18 protein-coding genes are annotated in these 18,209 nt (G+C 27.3%); 10 read left to right on the plus strand and 8 right to left on the minus strand.

All coding sequences use genetic code 11. The annotated features are described in order from the left end of the window. The first annotated feature begins 184 nt into the window (after window positions 1-184). The 9 genes from dnaA to fbaA all read left to right on the plus strand — a co-directional run bounded on the left by dnaA (window position 185) and on the right by fbaA (window position 8,726). On the plus strand, window positions 185-1,645 hold the full coding sequence (gene dnaA, locus BVAVS116_RS02165) for a chromosomal replication initiator protein DnaA (RefSeq protein WP_006068351.1): 1,461 nt from the start codon (window positions 185-187) through the stop codon (window positions 1,643-1,645). A 230-nt stretch (window positions 1,646-1,875) separates the two neighbouring features. Further along, window positions 1,876-3,036, plus strand: a complete 1,161-nt coding sequence (dnaN, locus tag BVAVS116_RS02170; RefSeq protein ID WP_006068851.1) for a DNA polymerase III subunit beta — start codon at window positions 1,876-1,878, stop codon at window positions 3,034-3,036. Between the two features lie 92 nt (window positions 3,037-3,128). Further along, entirely contained in the window at window positions 3,129-3,428 is a 300-nt protein-coding gene (locus BVAVS116_RS02175; RefSeq protein ID WP_006068975.1) for a DciA family protein, read from the plus strand. A gap of 91 nt (window positions 3,429-3,519) precedes the next feature. After that, window positions 3,520-3,675 (plus strand): 50S ribosomal protein L34, encoded by a 156-nt coding sequence (rpmH, locus tag BVAVS116_RS02180; RefSeq protein ID WP_004791483.1) that lies wholly within the window; start codon window positions 3,520-3,522, stop codon window positions 3,673-3,675. Next, a complete protein-coding gene (gene rnpA / locus BVAVS116_RS02185; RefSeq protein ID WP_006068362.1) occupies window positions 3,656-3,991 on the plus strand; it encodes a ribonuclease P protein component in 336 nt (111 codons plus the stop codon). Before rpmH ends, rnpA begins: the two co-directional genes overlap by 20 nt. A 9-nt stretch (window positions 3,992-4,000) precedes the next feature. After that, a complete protein-coding gene (yidC, locus tag BVAVS116_RS02190; protein WP_006068813.1) occupies window positions 4,001-5,635 on the plus strand; it encodes a membrane protein insertase YidC in 1,635 nt (544 codons plus the stop codon). Window positions 5,636-5,647: 12 nt separating this feature from the next. Beyond that, a complete protein-coding gene (jag, locus tag BVAVS116_RS02195; RefSeq protein ID WP_006068755.1) occupies window positions 5,648-6,376 on the plus strand; it encodes an RNA-binding cell elongation regulator Jag/EloR in 729 nt (242 codons plus the stop codon). 45 nt (window positions 6,377-6,421) lie between these two features. Further along, on the plus strand, window positions 6,422-7,483 hold the full coding sequence (locus tag BVAVS116_RS02200) for an NAD-dependent epimerase (protein ID WP_006068621.1): 1,062 nt from the start codon (window positions 6,422-6,424) through the stop codon (window positions 7,481-7,483). A gap of 163 nt (window positions 7,484-7,646) precedes the next feature. Then, window positions 7,647-8,726: a class II fructose-bisphosphate aldolase gene (fbaA, locus tag BVAVS116_RS02205; RefSeq protein ID WP_006068729.1), complete on the plus strand. Its 1,080-nt coding sequence runs from the start codon at window positions 7,647-7,649 to the stop codon at window positions 8,724-8,726. Between the two features lie 425 nt (window positions 8,727-9,151). Here the strand turns inward: fbaA and aspS are convergent, their stop codons facing one another. The 7 genes from aspS to BVAVS116_RS02240 are packed head-to-tail and all read right to left on the minus strand — an operon-like array spanning window position 9,152 to window position 15,992. After that, a complete protein-coding gene (aspS, locus tag BVAVS116_RS02210) occupies window positions 9,152-10,912 on the minus strand; it encodes an aspartate--tRNA ligase (RefSeq protein ID WP_006068369.1) in 1,761 nt (586 codons plus the stop codon). Window positions 10,913-10,915: 3 nt separating this feature from the next. Next, the gene (locus tag BVAVS116_RS02215) at window positions 10,916-13,021 is read right to left on the minus strand and encodes a cation:proton antiporter domain-containing protein (RefSeq protein WP_040351336.1); all 2,106 of its coding nucleotides are present in this window, start codon (window positions 13,019-13,021) and stop codon (window positions 10,916-10,918) included. Next, complete coding sequence (locus BVAVS116_RS02220; RefSeq protein WP_006068928.1) at window positions 13,018-13,299, minus strand: HPr family phosphocarrier protein; 282 nt, start codon at window positions 13,297-13,299, stop codon at window positions 13,018-13,020. The genes BVAVS116_RS02215 and BVAVS116_RS02220 overlap by 4 nt, the downstream gene beginning before the upstream one ends. A gap of 3 nt (window positions 13,300-13,302) precedes the next feature. Next, the gene (locus BVAVS116_RS02225) at window positions 13,303-13,605 is read right to left on the minus strand and encodes an HPF/RaiA family ribosome-associated protein (protein WP_006068784.1); all 303 of its coding nucleotides are present in this window, start codon (window positions 13,603-13,605) and stop codon (window positions 13,303-13,305) included. Beyond that, the gene (rpoN, locus tag BVAVS116_RS02230) at window positions 13,595-14,854 is read right to left on the minus strand and encodes an RNA polymerase factor sigma-54 (protein ID WP_006068538.1); all 1,260 of its coding nucleotides are present in this window, start codon (window positions 14,852-14,854) and stop codon (window positions 13,595-13,597) included. The genes BVAVS116_RS02225 and rpoN overlap by 11 nt, the downstream gene beginning before the upstream one ends. A gap of 2 nt (window positions 14,855-14,856) precedes the next feature. Beyond that, a complete protein-coding gene (locus tag BVAVS116_RS02235; RefSeq protein WP_006068649.1) occupies window positions 14,857-15,390 on the minus strand; it encodes a chromate transporter in 534 nt (177 codons plus the stop codon). A 14-nt stretch (window positions 15,391-15,404) separates the two neighbouring features. Further along, window positions 15,405-15,992, minus strand: coding sequence for a chromate transporter (locus tag BVAVS116_RS02240; RefSeq protein WP_006068605.1), 588 nt, complete (start codon window positions 15,990-15,992; stop codon window positions 15,405-15,407). Window positions 15,993-16,203: 211 nt separating this feature from the next. Between BVAVS116_RS02240 and BVAVS116_RS02245 the strand changes: the two genes are divergently transcribed. Further along, complete coding sequence (locus BVAVS116_RS02245; protein ID WP_006068301.1) at window positions 16,204-17,046, plus strand: mechanosensitive ion channel family protein; 843 nt, start codon at window positions 16,204-16,206, stop codon at window positions 17,044-17,046. Here BVAVS116_RS02245 and BVAVS116_RS02250 read toward each other — a convergent pair. After that, complete coding sequence (locus tag BVAVS116_RS02250) at window positions 17,043-18,191, minus strand: glycosyltransferase family 4 protein (RefSeq protein WP_006068271.1); 1,149 nt, start codon at window positions 18,189-18,191, stop codon at window positions 17,043-17,045. The genes BVAVS116_RS02245 and BVAVS116_RS02250 overlap by 4 nt on opposite strands. Window positions 18,192-18,209 lie beyond the last annotated feature (18 nt).

Below are 18,209 nucleotides of genomic sequence, written 5' to 3' on the forward strand. Positions count from 1 at the left end.
AAACCTTCCATTCATTTAATCAAAATCTAGACATAGATAAATTCTACATTTAAAAAAATAATACCTACTACATACAAAGTAGCAAAAATTTTTTAAAACTCACAAACAATTTAGATAGAATTCTAGTTTAACATTATACTATATAATGTTAAAAGTATAGTACTAAAACCAACAAGGACAAAAAATGGAAAAATCAAAAAATATATGGAGCTTGATTTTAACAGAAATAAAAAAAGAACTCTCGGAAGAAGAGTTTTATGTTTGGTTTGAAAATTTGTGCTTTTTAGAATCAATAGGTGACAATATTCAAATATCTACTCCAAATTTATTTCACAAAAATCAAATAGAAAAAAGATTTACAAAAAAAATTAAAGAAATCCTTACAAAAAATGGTTATAATAACACAGTCATTGTATTTACAGATCAACCACCTAAACCCTATTCAAGCAAACAAGAAAGCGAAAAAACAACTTTTAACGGAATTTTTCCAAATTTCGACAAGCTCAAAGGAAATACGCCCTCCTCTAAAGAACCAATTCAAAGCATCAAAGATCATATAAAAATGTATATCAAAAAAGAAGAAGGGTCTACAAATTTTAAAAATCCCTTTCTTAAAAAAAGATATACATTTGAAAATTTTATCATAGGACCAAATAATAAGCTTGCATACAACGCCAGCTTGTCAATCTCAAAAAATCCTGGAAAAAAATACAATCCGTGTTTAATTTATGGCGGAGTTGGACTTGGAAAAACACATTTGCTTCAAAGCATAGGAAACAAAACAGAAGAATTACATAATAATCTTAAAATATTATACGTTACTGCTGAAAATTTTTTAAATGAATTTGTAGAAAGCATAAAGACACATGAAACAAAAAAATTTAAAAAAAAATATAGATACTTAGACATGCTACTTATAGACGATATTCACGACTTACAAAAAAAAGAAGGCATACAAGAAGAGCTTTTCCACACATTTAATGCCCTTTATGAAGATAATAAACAATTAGTATTCACATGTGACCGACCCCCTTCTGAACTTACAAATTTTACAGATAGACTAAAAAACAGATTTACAAGAGGACTAAATGTTGATATATCAAAACCCAATTTTGAACTCAGAGTAGCCATTATTGAAAAAAAAGCAGAAGAGGATGGCATAAAGGTCCCTAAAAATATACTAAATTTGGTTGCCCAAAAAGTTACAACAAATGTAAGAGACCTTGAAGCTGCTGTAACAAAACTAAAAGCATATATAGATTTGGACAATATAGAAATTGACATTGATATTGTTGAAAAAATAATCAAAGAAATAATAATTTACGAAAAAGAAACAACCAATGAACCAAACAATAAAATCAATATTGAAAATATAAAAAAAATACTCTTAAGAGAGCTAAAAATTGCACATAAAGACATTGAGGGACATAGTAAAAAACCAGAGATAACAAAAGCTAGACATATTTATGCGTACCTTTTGAGGAATTTTACAGAGCTATCAACAGTTGAAATTGGGAAAATTATTGGGGGAAAAACCCATTCAACAGTGCTTTATTCAATAAATAAAATAGATAGAGACAGAAATAATGACAAAGAAATTAACAATTTAATCACAGAACTTATGAACAAAATAAAAAAAAATTAAACCTAATTGAAAAATTCAAAATTCTTTTAAACAATTAAAACAAGTAATTATCAAAAATACAACAAAAAACTAACCTATAATTTAACAAGATAATTCTTTATGTTACAAAACATTAAGTGCAATTAAACAATTAAACAGGGGCTTACTACTATTACTACTATATATATCTATAAAAAACAAAAATAAAAACTTATAAAGATAAAATGTAATAAAATATAAAAGGAGGCTTCATGCTAAATAACACATTTTTTATTTGCGAAACAAATCAAATTACAAGTGAGATAGAAAAAGCAAAGGGAATAATCTTGAACAGAAATATGAATGATATTTGGAGTGCATTGTTAATTGAAGTGAAAAAATCTAATCTCATAATTAAATCAACAGACAGAAATATATTTTTTGAAAGTACAATTCCAATTATTTCAGAGACAGATTTTAAGGTATTAATTAATGCCTCAAATTTTTATGATGCAGTAAAAGCATTTAGTTTATATAAGAAAATTAAAATAGTTTTTAATGAGGATAACAGTAAATTGGAAATTATGGGAGAATTAAAAGACGAAAAAGAAGAAGAATACTTAGACCACTTGAAAGAACCTACTTTTTCATATGAAGAAATAGAGAATTACAATTATGATATGATTAATGAGGATTACACTTTTGAAATCGAAGTAAAACAAAAATCTCTTAAAAAAGTAATAAGCCGAATAGCTTTTTCAGCGCATTTTGATGAATCCAAGAATGTATTAAATGGTGTGTATTTTACAAAAGATGAAGATTCTAAATTATTGCTTGTTTCTACTAATGGACACAGAATGTCTATTTGTAAAACAGAAGTCATAATTGAAGAAGCTGTTAATTTTATAGTTCCTGTAAAAATATTTAATTTTTTAAAACATCTTATGTCAGGAGAAGGTGTAGTTAAAATAAAATCTTCGGATAAAAAATTTTATGTTGAATTTGATAATTATAAAATAGCTTGTAGTTTGATTATTGGCAATTATCCTGATTATAAAAGCATTATACCTAAAGAACAAAAAAATAAATCTTTGGTTTCGTTAAGCATTTTAAAAGATAGGCTTGCAAGAGTTAATTTATATGTTGACAAGTCAAGAAAGTTAGTTTTAACTTTCTCTGAGCTTCAATTAAAACTTCTTGGAGAAGATTTAATTACTGGGAGAAAAGGTGAATTTTTTATTAAAAATCCGAACTATGTGTATGATGGGTCAGATGAAATTATGGCTATTAATATTTCATATTTTGTTGAAGCTATTAGTGTTTTTGAAACTTCAAAGATAGAAATACAATTTAATTCAGGAAATGTATTAAAATTGAGTGAACCTGAAAATTTTGATTTTACTCACTTGATAATGCCGATGTCTTTGGGTTAAAGTGAATTATTAATGTGATTTTTGAATACTAAAATAAGCTTTTCTAAAGTCTATTCAATATTGTTTTTTGCGTTGAGGTATAAAAAATTACTATGAATGATTCTGCTTTTAAAAAAATAGGGAATGTTCTTAAGGATTATTTAGAATCTAATTTGTTTGCCAATAAAAAAATAAGTTCAAAATTATTGATTGCTAATAAATGGAATCAGATTTTTGAGACATTATCAGACGACGTTAAATTTTTAGATTTTAAAAGTGAACAAGTTCTTTTTATTGAGGTAAGTAATTCAAGTATTTTGTATAGCATATCAATCAACAAGTCAAAGATAATACACTCAATAAAAGAATTAACAGGGATTAAAATAATAGATATAAAGGTTTTAGTAAAGTAATTATTATTGACAATCGCATTTATATGCTATACCATGGTAGTGTTCAATTTGTAGCTTAGTAGCGGGAAATTGTTTTTAATGGAGGAGCGTTTTGAAAAGAACTTATCAGCCTAGTCGTGTTAAAAGAAATAGAAAATTTGGATTTAGGGCTAGAATGAAGACTAAAGGTGGAAGACTTATTCTTGCAAGACGAAGAGCAAAAGGAAGAATAAAATTAACTGTTTCTGATGAAAAAAAGAAATATTAGTCTAAAATCAAAAATAGAAATTCAAAAAATTTTTAAAGAAGGCAATCTGATTAGATTTAGCAATCTTAATCTTAAAATGTTTTGTAAATCAAATGATTTGATTTATTCTAGGCTTCTTGTTACCTTTTCTAAAGGTTTTAGGGGGTCTGTCAAAAGGAATCGTGTTAGAAGGCTTTTTAAAGAAGCTTTTAGGAAAAGATTGGAATTATCAGAAGGTAAAGCTGTAGATATTATTTTTGTAGTTTCTTATAACAGGCCGAATTTTACTTATTTTGGTATTGAATCTCTTATGAAAAGTTTAGTTTTAATGGTGTGAGGGGCATAAGTGAATCAAAGTAAAAGAATTTTAAGAACGGTTTATTTGTCTTTATTTTTAATAGGTCTTTTTATGCTTATTAATGATATTTTTTTCCCTAGAATGTTAAATCTTAAGCCTTCTGATAAGGAAGTGCAGTTTGATTTAAACAAAAGTTTTGATGATGACGAGATGTTTTTAAGTAAAAGTAATAACATTAATTTGATTGATAAGTCTCAAGATATTGTTGTAGAAACAGGGATATATGTTGCTACTTTTTCTACATTTAGAGGAAATTTGGTTTCATTAAAGCTTAAAAATCATTTGAATTTGGAAAAAGATCCTACAGATTTGATTAATGTTGATTATAAAAATGAAACTTTTTTCGATGTTAGTTTCGACTATTTAGTAGAAGATTTGTTTTTGTATAAAAAAATAGATGATTTTAATCATGAATTTAAAGCTTATTTTAAGAATAACGGTAAAACTTATGAATATATAAAGAGATATATATTCTCTAAAAAGAATGAATATCTAATGAAGTTTAAAGTTACTGTAAATGATCTTGAGGATTATAACTTATTTGATATTGATTCTTATAAAATTATTTTTAGTTCTGAGATTGAAAGGTTGAGCGATAAAGCCAAGCTGCAATATAATAATTATTTATCTCAAATAATTTATTATGACAATAAGCTTAAATATGGTAAAGACGGTCTAAAAATTAATAATCCTAGATGGATTGGTTCTAGTACTAAATATTTTGAGGTATTGATTTTTAAAGAAAATATGGAAGTTGAGTTTAGAAAAGAAAAAGAAATCCTCAAGTCGTTTATTGTCAACAATGTTGGAAATAAAAAAAATATTAGTGATGAGTTTTTTATTTACGCTGGGCCTAAAGACAATAGATATCTAGACATTTTTGATAAGAATGGTGACAATACCTTTGGTTTGTCTGATATTGCTTTTGGCATGTCAGTAGAAAAGAGTTTATGGCATTTAATTCAAGTTCCTATGCAAATGGTAATGCAAGTTTTTTATGACGTTATACCTAATTGGGGGCTTTCAATTATTTTTTTGACAATTGTTGTTAGAATACTTATCTTCCCTTTGACATTTAAGGGGTTTAGAGCTACTGCGGAGCTTTCTAAGCTTCAACCTAAAATGAAAGAACTTCAAGTAAAGTTTAAGCATGATCCCAAAAAGCTGAATGAAGAGATGGGAAGGCTTTATAAAGAAGAAGGAGTTAATCCTCTTGGGGGGTGTTTTCCTGTAATTTTGCAGCTTCCCATATTTTTTGCTCTTTATTCACTTGTAAATAATTTATTTTTATTAAGAGGAGCTAGTTTTATTCCAGGATGGATTGATGATTTATCTATTGGTGACAGTGTATATCATTTTGGATATAAGCTTTATTTTGTTTCTTGGACTGATATTAGAATTTTGCCGTTTATTATGATGTTTACTCAATTGGGGTCTACAATTGTCAGTTCTAATATTGATTTAAAAAATCTTGGGGCGCAGCAGAAGTTTTTATATTTTGGAATGCCTATTATGTTTTTTTTCATACTTTACAATATGCCATCAGGGCTTTTGGTATATTGGATTACAACAAATATTTTTACTATTTTGCAACAATACTATATAAGGATACATTTGTCTTAAAGGGGGAATAATATGAGCTATGAATTTTACGGAAAAACCGAACAAGAAGCAATAAAGAAAGCAATGAGAGATCTGGAATTAAAAGAAGGTGAGTTTGATGTAGAAATTTTAGATAAAGAAAGGGTTGGATTTTTATTTAAGAAAGAAATGATTAAAATAAGGGTTTCTCCTCATGTAAAAGAAGTTAAAAAAGGCGGCTTTGAAATTAAAATTGGGGATGAAATTTGTGATAAAATTTTAGAATTTGTAAAAGAAATGCTAGTTAAAATGGGATATTCTGTAAATTTGACAATAGAGTCCAAAGAAGGAGGGCACATTAAGATCTCTATTGAGACAGATAGTCCAAATATTTTAATTGGACGAGAAGGTAAAAATTTAGATTCTCTACAGCTTTTGACAAATGTTTATGCTTCTAAGCTTATTGGTGAAACTGGTGCTTTTAATAGGGTTATACTGGATATTGGAGATTATAGAGAACGATTTAAATCTAGATTTATTAATTTAGCAATAAATTCTTTTCATAAAGTCAAAAGAACCAGACGTTCTATTTTGTTGCCATCAATGAATCCTTTTGAAAGAAGAATTATTCATACAACTTTAAATCGCTATAGTGATATAAAAACTGAAAGCGAGGGTGATGGAAATATAAAAAGAATAAGAGTGTCTTATGTCAGAAACAATAGGTTTAGTAGCAGTAATTCTCGCAGTTATCAAAAAAGAGATTTTGGTTTTAAAAAATAGATTGATTGTGTTAGTTTGTATTGAATTTTAAAGAGGAATTAGAATATGAAGATTTTTTTAACTGGAATTGCAGGGTTTATTGGATTTCATGTAGCTAAGAAGCTTGTGGAAAAAGGCCATGAAGTTTTGGGTGTGGACATATTAAATGATTATTATGAGCTCAAATTTAAGCATGAAAGGTTAGAGGCTTTAGGTTTTTGTTATAAAGATATCAAAACTCATAATATTATTAAGAGTGAAAAATATAATAATTTATCTTTTGTTTATTTTGATATACTAAATAAAGATAAACTACTCGAACTTTTTAAAGAGCATAAGTTTACACATGTTTGTCATTTGGCTGCTCAAGCGGGTATTAGAGATAGTCTTGAAAATCCTGATAGCTATGTTTCAATAAATATTGTTGGGTTTTTTAATGTTTTAGACGTATGCAGAGTTTATAAAGAAAATATAAAACATTTTGTTTATGCTTCTACGTCATCAGTTTATGGTATAAATGAGAATATTCCGTCTAGTGAAGATTCTATTACGGATCATCCTTTAAATTTATATGCAGCTAGTAAAAAATCTAATGAAATGATAGCTCATGCTTATAGTGCTTCTTTTAATATTCCTACAACAGGACTTAGATTTTTTACAGTTTACGGAACCTATGGAAGACCCGATATGGCTTTATATTTATTTGCAGATGGAATTAAAAATGGCAAGTCCATTAATATTTTTAACAATGGTAATATGGCTAGAGATTTTACATATGTTAGTGATATTGCAAATGGTGTTTACAAAGTGTTAAAAAATCCGGCTAAGAGTGATTGTAATTTTGATGTTAAAAATCCAAATTCGTCAACATCTTCTTTTCCTTACAGGATATATAATATAGGAACTGGACATGCAACTAAATTGTTAGATTTTATTAGGGAGCTTGAGTCAAATTTTGATAAAAAGGCCTTAAAAAATTATATGCCTATGCAAAAAGCAGATGTTGTGGAAAGTTGTTGTGATATTTTAAAGCTTAAAAATGATGTTGGGTATGAGGCCAAAATTTCTATTAAAGAGGGAATAAAAGAATTTTCGGAGTGGTATAAAGAGTCTACTAAGAATGTTTGATTTTAAACTTTTTATGCAGAATGATAGGTTTTAAATAAATTTTATGCTTGCTTTTGTTTCAATAATTAATTATTTATTTATTTAAATTCAATTCTATTTCTTAGGTGTATAATTTATTATAGGCATTTGATAAAAGAAAAAATAAATAGAAAGGAGCCTGTAAATGGGTGTTTTAGACAAAATTAAACCAGGTGTAGTTTATGGAAAAGAACTACATTCTTTATATGAAATATGTAAAAAGGAAGGATTTGCTATCCCTTCTATTAATTGTATAGGAACAAATTCTATTAATGCAGTTTTGGAGGCAGCAAAAGAAATCAATTCTCCCATTATGATACAATTTTCTAATAGTGGTTCTGCTTTTATTTGTGGAAAAGGGTTGAAGATGGAAAAACCCCAAGGAGTTTCAATAGCTGGAGCTATTTCTGGTGCTATGCATGTGCATTTGATGGCAGAGCATTATGGTGTTCCTGTTGTTCTTCATACAGATCATTGTGCTAAAAATTTGCTTCCTTGGGTTGAAGGACTTTTGGAGTATGGTGAGAAATACTATAGTCAGCACAAAAAGCCACTATTTTCTTCACACATGTTAGATTTGTCAGAAGAACCTATTAAAGAAAATATTGAAATTTCTAAAAAATTCTTAGAAAGAATGGCAAAAATTGAAATGTTTTTAGAAATAGAGCTTGGGATTACAGGTGGTGAAGAGGATGGAGTTGACAATTCGGATAGAGCTTTGCATGAATTATTTTCTACCCCTGAGGATATTTATTATGGGTATTCAGAACTTTTAAAGATTAGTCCAAATTTTCAGATTGCAGCAGCTTTTGGAAATGTTCATGGAGTATATAAACCGGGTAATGTTAAGCTTACTCCAAGAGTGTTAAGGGATGGTCAAGATTATGTCATAGCAAAAACAGGAACAAATATTGCTAAACCAGTTTCTTATGTTTTTCATGGGGGGTCTGGATCTACAATTGATGAGATTAATGAGGCACTTTCTTATGGGGTTGTAAAGATGAATATTGATACGGATACACAGTGGGCTGCCTGGGAGGGTGTTTTGAATTATTACAAAAAAAATGAAAATCGTTTGCAAAGTCAATTAGGAGATGGTAAGGACGCTGATATTCCAAATAAGAAATTTTATGATCCAAGAGTTTGGTTAAGAGAAGCCGAAATTTCCATGAAAGACCGTGTGAAGATTGCATGCAAAAATCTTAATAATATTAATAGGAATTAAATAGAAATTCACTAATTTTTATTTGCAAGCTGCTTTTTGAGCGGCTTTTTTATTATTTTGTTAATTTTATATATTGAATTAAAAATTATTGAATATTTTAGTCATCTTTTTTGTTATTTTTGATTTTTTTTAAAGAACTTGAGCCAAATATTAATTGATTTTTAAAATTATTGTTAAATATTGTGTTTATGGAGCTGTTCTAATTTAAAAGGGAATCCATTAAGATTGTTTTTAAATTTAAAAAGCATATTATTTTGGCTTTATTTTATGTGCTTTTTATAGTGTTTATTGTTTTGTGAAAAATTAAACTTGAGTTTTGAGATTTAATTTCTTGAAAGAATAGCGGGCTATTGGAAAATTCTAAGGAATATAGATAGCTTATTTTTATAATTTTAATTGTGTATTGTATAAGCCATATTATTAATTTAAGCGTCATCAGCAGCAATATTGATTCCCAGTTCTTTGAGTTGTTCATTTGAGATTTTAGAGGGAGAGTTATCAAGAGGGCTTGCTGCAAAAGAATTCTTGGGGAATAGTATTACATCTTTTATTGAAATTGATTTTGTCATTAGCATTATTAGTCTATCAATACCAATTGCAATTCCACCATGATTAGGAGCTCCATATTCTAATGCTTTTAGAAAAAATCCAAATCTATCTTCCGATTTTTCTTTTTGAAATCCTATTATGTTAAAAATTCTTTGTTGAAGTTTTTTATTATGTATTCTAATTGAGCCTGAACCAAGTTCTATGCCATTTAAAACAAGATCGTAAATTTCTCCTATGGCTTTGTTTGGATTTTTTTCTAAATTGGTAATATATCGCTTTTTGGGGAGCGAGAACATGTGGTGAGCTGGTGTATAGGTTTTTGTATTTTCGTCATATTCAAATAGTGGAAAGTCATAGACCCATAGAAATTCAAATTTATTTTCATCTATTAATCCAAGATCGTTTGCAATTTTTATTCTAATTTGCCCCATTGCTTTGCAAGCAGTTTCCCATTTGTTATTAGCTGTAAAGAAAATTATGTCATTATTTTCTAAAGAATAGGTTTTTATTAATTGCTGTTCTTCTGTTTTTAAAAATTTTGCAATTCCTCCAGAAAATTTATTGTTTTCAATTTTTGTAAAATAAAGTCCCCGTGTTTTGTAAAGCTTTGCAATTTCTTCTAAATTGTTTATTTTTGCTCTTGAAAATTTATCAGCCTTATCTTTTACTATTAAAATTTTAATTGATCCTTTGTTTTTTAGAGTATCTTTGAATTCATTGAATTCTGAATTTTTAAGATTACGACTTATATCTTGTAATTCAAGTTCAAATCTAGTATCTGGCTTATCGCTTCCATATTTGTTCATTGCCTTTTTGTATGTTATTTTTTTGAATTTTTTAGGTAAGTTAATGTTAAGGCAATTTTTAAATATTGAAAAAAGCATATTTTCTATTAATTTAAAAATATTTTCTTTTTTGACAAAGCTCATTTCAAGATCGAGTTGTGTGAACTCTGGTTGTCTATCTCCTCTTGAATCTTCGTCTCTATAGCAACGGGCTATTTGAAAGTATTTATCAAATCCCGCTATCATTATAAGCTGTTTGTAAAGTTGTGGAGATTGGGGTAAGGCATAAAAAGATCCTTTATGGATCCTTGATGGTATTACAAAGTCTCTTGCGCCTTCTGGTGTTGATTTTACAAAAGTGGGAGTTTCTAGTTCTAAAAATTTTCTTTTTACTAAAAAATTCCTAATAAGATGAGTAGCATGACATCTTAAAATAATCTTATTTTTTAATGAATCTCTTCTTAAATCCAAGTATCTATATTCAAGTTTTGAGTTTTCACTTGCATTATTGTCATCTTCTATCATAAACGGCAATTCATTACACTTTGAGATAATTTCAATGTTTTTTGCCAATATTTCAAAATGTCCCGTTTTCATATTTGTGTTTATCATGTTGGAAGGTCTTTTGATCAATATTCCTTGAATTTTAATGCAATATTCAAGTTTTATTTTTTCTGCGATTTTTAAAAGGTGTTCTTTGGTTATCAGAACTTGAGCTTTTTCATATCTGTCTCTTATGTTTAGAAAGGTAAATTTTCCGTGGTGTCTAATTTTTTTTACCCAAGCATTTATTTCAACTTTTTTGTTTATCAATTTTTCATTCAATTCATTGCATTTGATAACTTTAAACATAATTCAACTCACTATTATATTATAAATTTCTTTGTCTGTTTTTGCATTTAAAATTTCTTTTTTGTACAGATCAACTTTTCCCACTACAGATGCTAAAATTCTGGGGTAGCTAACATAATCTTTTGCTGGGCACAATATTAATATAAAAACATGGCTTAAATTCTTGTCAAGAGCATTAAAGTCGATCCCCTCATGGCTTATTCCTATTGCAATATGTATTTTTGAGATTAAATTTGTTTTTAAATGGGGAATAGCAAAGCCTTCTTTTAGTGCAGTAGTAATTAATTTTTCTCTTTCCATTAAATCTTGAAATATTCTTTCTTTATCAATTTCAATGTTTATTACGCTTAAAAGTTCTCTTAGCACATCAGCTTTATTGCTTGCTTTTAATTCTAGAATAATGTTTTCCTTTTTTAACCTTTTATTTAGTTTGATATTGCTAAGGATTTTATCATAATTTATTGAGTAATCTAGTTTTTTTGCTCTTAAAGAGACCGTTTCAACTTCTTTGGTTATTTTTTCTAGGTTTAAGATTGTTTCTCTAAAAAGATCTTGTATTATAATTAAATGATTGTTTGGGCATTCAAATGTAATTTTGCTACCTTCGCGCTTTATTGAGAAAGATATATTGTTTTTTCTTGCATTAATATATTGTGAAGAATCATTTTTAATTTGTTGTGTGAAAAAACCTTCTTTTCTTAATTCATTTTTCAAGTCCCATATAAGAATTTTGGCTAAGTTGTCATATTCAAATGATACACAGATATGTGTATTTTGATCTATTGTAAGCTCTTTTTTAAGCCCGCTTTTGTTTATTTTGAATAAAAAGTTTATTATGGGTGTTGCAATGATTGTTGGCAAAAATACCATTATTATTATAATTCCAAATATTTTTTGGCTAATAAATCCTGAAGATAATGCTACATTTGCCATAATAAGTGAAACTTCTCCTCTTGGGACCATTCCGGTTGCAATTTTTAAGGCTCCAAGTTTGTTAAATCCCAAAAAGAGTGCTGGAATAAAGCAAAATGTACTTTTAGTAATTATTGCTATTGCGCTAATTGCTGATCCTAGAATAAGAACTTCTTTTGAGAGTATTTCATTAATGTCTGACATAAGTCCAATTGATGTGAAAAAGATTGGGATAAAAAATCTTTCAAAGATTGTTAGTTTATCTTGAATTACATATACAATGTCTGTTTTTGACATGGCAAGCCCAAATACGTAAGCACCAACTACAAAAGACATTCCTAGATTTTGAAAAATACTTGCAATAGTAAAGGTTAGAGAGAGTGTTATTACAGTTGCTAAGGTGACACTGTTTAATTTTTTCAGCAGTCTTGAAAGTGTTTCTGATATATATATTAAAGAGAAAGTTAAGCATAGCCAAATTAGTATATTTTGAATTATGGTTTTGATTGAGCTTGCTATATCAAGATCTGATATAGATCTTGATATAGTTATTACACTTGTAAGCATGAGCATTGAAAGTACATCATCAATAATTGAAGTTGAGATTATTGTCACTCCTTCTGAAGTACTCATTTTTTTCTTTGCCGAGAGTATGCTTGCTGCAATTCCTGCTGATGTTGGAGTTCCAATTATTCCAATAAAAAGTGAGGTTGGACTTATTAGAGGAACATTAAAAATTATGCTGGCCATTAGTACAAAACTTGTAAAGGTGCCAACAACTTCTGTTATTCCAATAATTCCTCCGCGTGGCAAAAATTTGATAAACAATTTTAAGTCAGTTTCAAGTCCTGCTGTGAAAAGTAGTATTATTGAAGCTATGGTAGAGATTGCAAATATTTTTTCATTTATTAAATAATTTTCTCCAATTGGAGTTATCCCTAATGGGAATAATAAAGGTATTTTAATTTTTCCAAAGGCATTCGGGCTTAGAATTATTCCTGCTGTTATTTGTCCTATTACTTTTGGAATCCCTATTTTAGTTACTAGATTACCTAACGAAATAGATGAGATTACAATGATTGCCAGACTCATGACAAAAGATGACATATTTACCTCAATGTCATAATTTGTTGAGTATGAAAATAGAAGATTAGGTAAGTACAGCAATACTGTTATGTAAAAAATTTTTTTATTCATTTTTCAAGCTCTTTTGAAAAATTATATTTTAGTAAGCTTAACAAATTTTTAATTGCCATTTTTTCTTTTTTCCCTGCGACTGTTATTTTTACTTTTTCTTTGTATATTATTCCCAATATGATAATTTCGATTTTGGATTTTGTGTCAGCTTTTCTGCCATCTTTTGTTGTTATTTTTATATTGCACGAAGAGTGTTTATTTGCAAATTTAGCAAGCATGTTTGCTGATCTTGAATGTATTCCATCTTTATTTATTATTTCAATTTCTACTTCTTGCATTTTTTATTTATCTTGTTTATTGTTTTTTTTCTCTTTTTCTTTAATTGCTGTTTTGTAAAGTTTTTCTATTGAGCTCTCAATAAGGTTGAGAAGTATTTTACCATCTTCTCTTATGTGTATTATTTTTCCCCAATTAAAATGAGCATGTGCGTCGAATTCAAAAAGTTCACGTTCTTTTTTGATTGTAATTTTTAAATTTTCTACATGTTTTTTGATATGAGTATCAAATTTTTCTAGTTTTTTGAGAATAAAGACTTTTTCATTCTCATTTAAGTTAAAATTAACTGCTTGAATTTTAGGTTCCATAATATATTCTTCCTTTTTCAGATTTTAATTCATTTCTATACTTGTTTACTGTTCTTCTAGAAATAGAGATTCCTTTGGATTCCAGTATAGCAGAAATTGCTTTATCTGACATCTTTTCATTTACTTCTAACAGCTTTTTTACTGTTATTTTAATGCTTAATTTTGAAAATTCATTTGTTCTTGCTCCACCAACAGAGCTAAAGAGATCTTTGATTAATACTGTACCCCATTCACATTTTAAATATTTATTTTTTATTGCTCTTGATATTGTTGATTTTGATACATTGATTTTTTCTGACAAAATACTTAAGTTCATTGGCCTTAAGCTTTTAAAACCCCTTTTTAGAAATTCTTTTTGCAGTGTATATATAGCTATTCCTATTTTTGCAAGTATTTCGTCTCTATATCTTAATGATTCGATTAACCATTTTGCTTTTTTTTGTTTTTTGAGATTTGCAGCTGTCCTTTTAAGCTCTTTTTTAAAGATATTAACTTCTTTAATTTTAATTTCAAATTTGTTATTGTGGTTTATTATTAATATATCTGGGTCAACATAGAAATTAGTGTCGTCTGGATCTTTAAATTCTAGTGTTGGGTTGGGGTTAAGTTTTTGTCTGATAATTTCTAAAGCCTTGTTAAATTCTTTACTTCTTATTTTAAGTTCTTCTTTTAACTTTTCTTGAGTTTTTTCAAGAAGTTCTGCTTTTTCAAGAATTTTAATAATATTACTTTCTAATTTATGATGCTTTGCTTGCAAAATTAAAGATTCTATTATATTGGGAACACAAATTCCAATTGGATCAAATTTCTGAATAAGTTCAATTATTTTTTTTACTTTTTCTTTTTCTTCCTTTTTAAAAAGATCGTAAGGGTTTATTATATGAAAACCTTTGTTGTTTAGATTGTTTATTAATATCTCACCTATTTTAAGTTCATCTTCATTTATTCTTTGAATTCTTAATTGTAGCAAAAGGTGCTCTTTTAAAGAAATATTTGTTTGTGTTTTTTCAAGAGCTATGTCGTGTTGATTTTTTATAAAACCATCTTCTTTATAAAATTTTTTTTTAAATATATATGTTTTCAATGTTTCAAAAAATATTTTATTTGAGTCTATTTCTAGGCATTCGTTATTTTCACTTTCTTCTAATATAAGCTGTGTCAATTCTTTTTTATTAAGGCTCAATATTTTCATTGTTTGTATTTGAATTGAGTTTAAATTTTGAGATAATTTTAGTTTTTGTTTAATCATATTTATATTAATGTATAAAAAAATCCGCTAAGTATAATTATTAATGCTGGGCTTATTTTATTATAAAAAAATAAAATAAAAAAATTAATTCCTATAATAGTTAAGGTTTTTAAAAACTCTGTTTTGTCGTTTTCTATCTTTAAATATGTGTTTTCAAGCAAAATGATTATTGTAATTATCCATAGTGCAACAATAATAGGTGTTAGATTTTCTAGGCAATAATTTAAAAAATTGATTTTGTGGAGAATTAGGAGGATTATTATCATTATTATTATTGGAGCTGTTATTAATGCTACAGTGGCAATTATTGCTCCTAATATTCCTGCAGTTTTCATTCCAACGTATGTTGCTATGTTTGTGGCAATAGGTCCTGGGGTTATTCTTGATATTGTAATCATATTTACAAATTCTTCTTTTGTTATCCACTGTTTATTATTAATTATTTCATTGTTTATTATAGCTGCAATTCCATTGCCGCCTCCGAAATTTAATAATCCGATTTTTAAAAATGTAATGAATAAATTTATTAAAATCAACCGATATCCTTTTTCTACTTAGTTAATATTTTTTTTATTGTTATATATTTTAATGTGTATATTAAAAAGAAAATTAGCAGTATATATGATATTCTTATTTTTAATTTAAAAATTGCAAAAATTACAAGAAAACATATTGTCCATTTTATTAAAGAATTATTCAACATTTTTTTTGAAAATTTTAAAACAACCGTTAGCATTATAATAATTGAAGAGATTTTTGCACCTTCAAGAAATTTTTCAACATGTATGTTGTTTGGTACTAATTTTAGGTAAAGGAAAACCAGTATTATTGCAATCATGGAAGGTAAAATACCGGCAATAACGAGTAAAAGTGCACATGGGAAACCCCCAAATTTTCTTCCTATTAGGAATACAAAATTAATCGCTGTAACTCCAGGAATAACATTTGATGTTGCTAGTATTTTATTAAAGTCGCTCTCAGATATTATTTTTCTTTTTTTAACAAATATTTTTTTAAGCTCAGATATAATTATTAATCCTCCGCCAATTGTAAGTGTTGTTGTTTTAAAGACAAGTAAAAACAAGTCTAAGATTTCATATAAACTTTTTTGTTTCTTTTTATTCATTTGTTTTATCAAATTTAGTAAAAACCTTTGGTAAACATTCTACCACAAATATTTTTTGTAATGTGCATTTTATTGTTGAAAAGCGTGATGAAAACGTGCTTTATTGTGGCTTTAAAACATTGACATGTTGTTTGTTTTTACTAGAGTTTTTGTTGGAAAGGTTTGCTTGTTTTTTGTGCTATAATTCAATTAATTTATGTGAAGCTTAGAAGGAAAGTTTAGTTTGTTTAAGGAGTTTTTTATATTTCAAGATTATTTTAATCATATTATTGAGGGTGTATTAGGTTATGGTCTAAAAGTTTCGATTGCTATAGCGCTGTGGTATTTTTTAAAGTTAATAGTTAAGAAAATGGGTAAAATCTTATTTAAGACTTTGGAAAAGTCTAGATTGGAGGAGAAACTAGAAGCTACAGTTTTTAACTTTTTAAAATCTTTTTTCAAAATATTAACAGATTTTGTTATTGTTTTAATAATATTGCCATATCTTGGAGTACCTATAACATCTATTATTGCTGTATTTGGATCATTAGGTATTGCTATTGGGCTTGCTGCTCAGGGTATTTTATCTAATTTTGTTAGCGGAATTATTGTTTTAAATTCTAAATTTTTTAAGTGTGGAGATCACATTAAATGTGAAGATGTTGAGGGTTTGGTTGAGAATATCCAAATTTTTTTTACCACACTTAAAACATTTGACGAAGAAATTATTAAAATTCCAAACAGTAAGCTTACATCCAATTCCGTTGTTAATTTTTCGGCAAATCCTAGAAGAAGAGTTGTTTTTTCTTTTCAAGTTCCCCATGATACAAATATTGGTTTATTAAAAGATAAAATAGAGGATTTAGTGATTTTTAATAATAAAAAATTTAATGTTGAGATTTGTTCTCCTACTCTTATTGTCAAAAAATATACTCCTTGTTATATAGTTGTGCAAGTTCGATTTTTTGTTAATACAGAGATTTTTTGGGATTTTCAATATTTTATTGGTGAAGCTATTAAAAATGTTTTATTGGATATGAAAATTAAGTTTCCAATGTATTTTATACCTTTTGAAAAGCTATATTAATGATTTTTTCTTGCAATAATTTCTGAGTAATAATTTTCAATTTTTTTTGTAAAAAAATGACTTGAAAATTTAGTAGAGTATTTTTTTGCATTTTGTTTAAATGTTTTTAGTGTTTCATCATCTTTTATTACTTTGTCTATGTACTGAGATAAATTTTCACACTTTTTTATTAAAAAGCCGTTTATTCCTTCTTTTATTACGTCTTTATATATATAATCATTTATTAAAATAGCAGGTATTCCAGCAGTTAGTGCTTCTATTACTGTCATTGGATATACCTCGCTTTTTGACAGACTGGCAAAAATATCAGAAATTTTGTAGTAGTAGCATATTTCTTCCCAAGGAATTGTTCCTATTAGCAATATTTGTTTTTCAAGTCCATGTTTGATGCTAAAATTTTTTATTTCCTTTTCTTCGCTTCCTTTGCCAATAATAATAAGCTTATAATTTTTATTTTGTATTAAAAGGTCTTTTAAATGCATTACTAATGAATTTATGTTTTTTTCTTTATTTATTCTCCCAACAAATATGATTATTTTGTCTGTTTGCTTTATATTATGCTTTTTCAAAATTTCATCTTTTTTTTCTTTGCTTAGAGTTTTTATGAAAAGCTTTCTATCAACCCCATTTGGAATTATTTTATAGTTAGCATTATTTGAAAGGTGGAAATATCTCTCTTTTGCTTTGCTTGATGGATAAATAAAATATTTTATTTTATTATAATGTTTTCGTATCATTTTGTCTGGTTTAACAAAATGTTTAAAAATTCCTAAGTAATGCAAATAATGATCCCACATTGTATGGCTTGTGTGAACTATTGGTATGTTTTGTTTTAATGCAATTTGTTTTCCAATTTTTCCCATAGAAAACTCGGAGTGAGTATGAATGATGTCTGGTTTATAGCTTTGTATTATTTTAGATATTTTTCTTTTATTGGGAAAAGCTATTACAGCATCAAGTTTTTTATTTATTTGAATGGATGAACATCTGTAAACATTTTTTTCGTTTAAAGATTTCTTAGATTTTGGACAAAATATGTAAACTTCATAGCCATTTTTTTCAAATCCTTCTTTAATTTGCTTTATTGAGGTTGCCACTCCATTTTTTTCTGGGATATACGTATCTGTAAATATTGCAACTTTCATATTCTCCTCCTAGCTTAA

Source organism: Borreliella valaisiana VS116 (assembly GCF_000170955.2).
GTDB lineage: Bacteria > Spirochaetota > Spirochaetia > Borreliales > Borreliaceae > Borreliella > Borreliella valaisiana.

Bases quoted from the DNA above. Each gene is read 5' to 3' on its own strand.
- aspS (WP_006068369.1), bottom strand. From the start codon at position 10,912: ATGTTTAAAGTTATCAAATGCAATGAATTGAATGAAAAATTGATAAAC.
- BVAVS116_RS02250 (WP_006068271.1), bottom strand. From the start codon at position 18,191: ATGAAAGTTGCAATATTTACAGATACGTATATCCCAGAAAAAAATGGA.
- rpoN (WP_006068538.1), bottom strand. From the start codon at position 14,854: ATGATTAAACAAAAACTAAAATTATCTCAAAATTTAAACTCAATTCAA.
- BVAVS116_RS02200 (WP_006068621.1), top strand. From the start codon at position 6,422: ATGAAGATTTTTTTAACTGGAATTGCAGGGTTTATTGGATTTCATGTA.
- dnaN (WP_006068851.1), top strand. From the start codon at position 1,876: ATGCTAAATAACACATTTTTTATTTGCGAAACAAATCAAATTACAAGT.
- BVAVS116_RS02215 (WP_040351336.1), bottom strand. From the start codon at position 13,021: ATGAATAAAAAAATTTTTTACATAACAGTATTGCTGTACTTACCTAAT.
- BVAVS116_RS02225 (WP_006068784.1), bottom strand. From the start codon at position 13,605: ATGGAACCTAAAATTCAAGCAGTTAATTTTAACTTAAATGAGAATGAA.
- BVAVS116_RS02220 (WP_006068928.1), bottom strand. From the start codon at position 13,299: ATGCAAGAAGTAGAAATTGAAATAATAAATAAAGATGGAATACATTCA.
- fbaA (WP_006068729.1), top strand. From the start codon at position 7,647: ATGGGTGTTTTAGACAAAATTAAACCAGGTGTAGTTTATGGAAAAGAA.
- BVAVS116_RS02175 (WP_006068975.1), top strand. From the start codon at position 3,129: ATGAATGATTCTGCTTTTAAAAAAATAGGGAATGTTCTTAAGGATTAT.
- rnpA (WP_006068362.1), top strand. From the start codon at position 3,656: ATGAAAAAAAGAAATATTAGTCTAAAATCAAAAATAGAAATTCAAAAA.
- jag (WP_006068755.1), top strand. From the start codon at position 5,648: ATGAGCTATGAATTTTACGGAAAAACCGAACAAGAAGCAATAAAGAAA.
- dnaA (WP_006068351.1), top strand. From the start codon at position 185: ATGGAAAAATCAAAAAATATATGGAGCTTGATTTTAACAGAAATAAAA.